Source organism: Meiothermus luteus (genome assembly GCF_003574085.1).
Classification (GTDB): domain Bacteria; phylum Deinococcota; class Deinococci; order Deinococcales; family Thermaceae; genus Meiothermus; species Meiothermus luteus.
This window is the reverse complement of the sequence record NZ_QWKZ01000184.1, coordinates 1-2,333: the sequence shown is the minus strand read 5'-3', so window position 1 is coordinate 2,333 and position 2,333 is coordinate 1. Positions and strand designations below refer to the sequence as shown.

The 2,333-nt window shown below is 67.4% G+C and carries 2 protein-coding genes and 1 pseudogene; 1 reads left to right on the top strand and 2 read right to left on the bottom strand.

Annotated elements, in window-relative coordinates; all coding sequences use genetic code 11:
- Positions 1 to 343 (top strand): annotated as a pseudogene (locus Mlute_RS15010) (acetyl-CoA carboxylase carboxyltransferase subunit alpha); the annotation flags it as partial.
- On the opposite strand, the gene Mlute_RS15005 reads toward Mlute_RS15010, so the two are convergent.
- Together Mlute_RS15005 and Mlute_RS15000 are read right to left on the bottom strand one after the other, a co-directional pair.
- A complete protein-coding gene (locus tag Mlute_RS15005) occupies positions 312 to 1,763 on the bottom strand; it encodes a lyase family protein (protein WP_119361320.1) in 1,452 nt (483 codons plus the stop codon). The pseudogene Mlute_RS15010 and the gene Mlute_RS15005 overlap by 32 nt on opposite strands.
- Positions 1,764 to 1,811: 48 nt before the next feature.
- Positions 1,812 to 2,333: DUF92 domain-containing protein (locus tag Mlute_RS15000; RefSeq protein WP_119361319.1), on the bottom strand; the 522-nt coding region annotated here is incomplete at its 5' end.

Genomic DNA, 2,333 nt, shown 5'->3' with positions numbered 1-2,333 from the left:
GGCCATTGGGGTGGGCAACCGGGTATTGATAATGGAGAACGCCTGGTACTCCGTCATCTCACCTGAGTCCTGTGCGGCCATCCTATGGCGGGACGCCCGCGAGGCGGCCAAGGCCGCCGAGGCGCTAAAGCTTACCGCCCCTGACCTCCTTGCTCTAGGAATTGTAGACCGCGTCGTTCCCGAGCCCGACGGCGGGGCCCACCGCAACCCCCAGGCCGCCCTAGCCCACCTCAAGCAGGCCCTATCGGAGACCCTGGCCGAGCTGGCCCCGCTGAGCCCCGAAGCCCTGCTGGAGGACCGCTACCGCCGCTTCAGGGGGTTGGGGCAGTTTTTGGAGGGCTAGCCAGGAGGCTCAGGGGCTCGGTGGCCAGAATCCGCAGGGCTTTGCGGCGTCGGCTTTTTAGCTCCTTGAGCTCGAGCCGCTCCAGCTTAAGCCGGTTTAGGGCGTAGTCCAGGTAGACCGCCTGGGCCTCGGGGGCGGCCCCACCCAGCACCTTGCGCCGAGCCAGGAAGCGCTCTGGCTCCAAAGCCCTAAGAAGCTCTGGGTCCCCCACACCGAGGTGGCTTTGCAGGTCATCCAGGCCCAGGTCGGCCACGGTGCGACCTTGACTGCTCAGGGCCCGCAGCATCCCCTGGACCCGGGGGTAGGCTTCGGCCAAGGGAAGGTACCTGTGGGAGACCAGCACGTCCACCAGCTCGGAGGCCAGCACGCTCCGGTCGCGCAAGCCTTGGGCCAGCACCTCCGGTACGAAGCGGCTCTCCTGCAGGGCTACCCGCAGCAAGGCCACCGCCCCCTCGGCGGCGTAGAAGAGGCTTTGTAATGGCTCGAGCACGCCGGGTCCGTGGTCGTTCACATCGCCGAAAGGGGTGCTGTAGTTGAGGTGCCCCAGAATCGCAGGCCCCCCCATTAGCTCGGAGAGGAAGGCCCGAACGTGCTCCAGGACCACCGGGTTGACCTTCTGGGGCATGATGGAGGACCCCTGGCTTATCCTCTCCGCCACCACAAACCCTCCCTGCTCAGCCCAAAACAGGAGGTCGGCCACCAACCGAGAAAGGCTGGCGGCCAGGCCTGCCAGGGCGTGGGCGATCTCCAAGGCCCAGTCCCCAGCCGCAATGGCATCGTAGGTGTGCTCCAACGTCCCACCAAAACCCAGCCACTGGGCCAGGGCCCTGCGGTCCACCGGGTAGGGGCTCCCCGCCAGGGTAGAGGCCCCCAAAGGGCACTTGTCGGTGGTCATAAAGGCCGCCCGAAGCCGTTGGTAGTCGCGTGAGAGTAGGTTTTCCACCCCGGTGAGGTAATGCCCCAAGGTGGTGGGCTGGGCCGGGCGGTGGTGGGTATAGGCGGTCAGGAGGGTCTGGCGGTGGGTCTGGCCTAGGTGCAAAAGCTCGCGCCTCAGGTCTGAGAGGGCGGTGAGAACCCGCAGCATCCGCTCAGCGGCATAAGCCCGGAAGACCGTGAGGTCCAGGTCGTTGCGGGAAAGCCCCCGCCGGAGGGCCCCCGCCACCTCCAGACCAAACCGCTCCCGCAGGGTGTGGTCAATGGTAAAGAAGATGTCCTCGAGCTGACCGCTGAAACCGGGCACCGGCTCTTTGCGCAGCACCAAGAGGGCCCAAGCCGCCTCCTTGGCCTCGGCAACCCCGAGCTTGGCCAGCCCCAGCGCATAGGCAGTGAGGGCATCAAAAAAGTGGTCGCTAAGGTGCTCCCGGGCGAAGCGAAAGTGTCGGCCTAAAACCCAGCGGCGGTAGAGATTGTGCCAGCGCATAGGCGACTCCCTTACCCAAGGGTACACCCACCAGGGGCTTAGAATGGTTCAAGCAGCGATTAAAAACCCTACACCGCCCCCCAAAGCGGTGGAGAGCAGGTTGGTGAGGTTGTTGCCCCAGCGGAAGCGGTCCTCTCCCAGCCCCAGCAGGGTGTCGGCCACCGCCCCAACCACCCCCCCCACCACCACCGCCAGCGGGGGGACCCCCAGCCACAGTGCCCAGGGCAGGTAAAGCAACGCCCCCAGCAGCAGGGCTAGGCTGCCCTGGAGGCTCACCGCCGCGTTGGTGCCCGCCGGCACCCAGCCCCTGAGGAGATGCCAGGCCCGCCGCGCTCGGCCGCCCACCTCGGTGGCCAGGGTATCGGCCGCCGCCGCGGCCAGGGCCGAGAGAAAAAAGACCGGCGAACCCCAAAGCAGCCCCAAGGCCGCCGGAAGCCCATTGGCCAGAACCTGGCCCGCCGTGCGACCCATCCGGTCCTGGCTCCTCGGGTTGGCCCGGCTGGCCAGGCTCCCCAGCACCACCAGGTAGACCACCGCCAAGGCTGCTGGAAGCCCCCCCACCCCCAGGGG

Bases quoted from the DNA above. Each gene is read 5' to 3' on its own strand.
- Mlute_RS15005 (WP_119361320.1), bottom strand. From the start codon at position 1,763: ATGCGCTGGCACAATCTCTACCGCCGCTGGGTTTTAGGCCGACACTTT.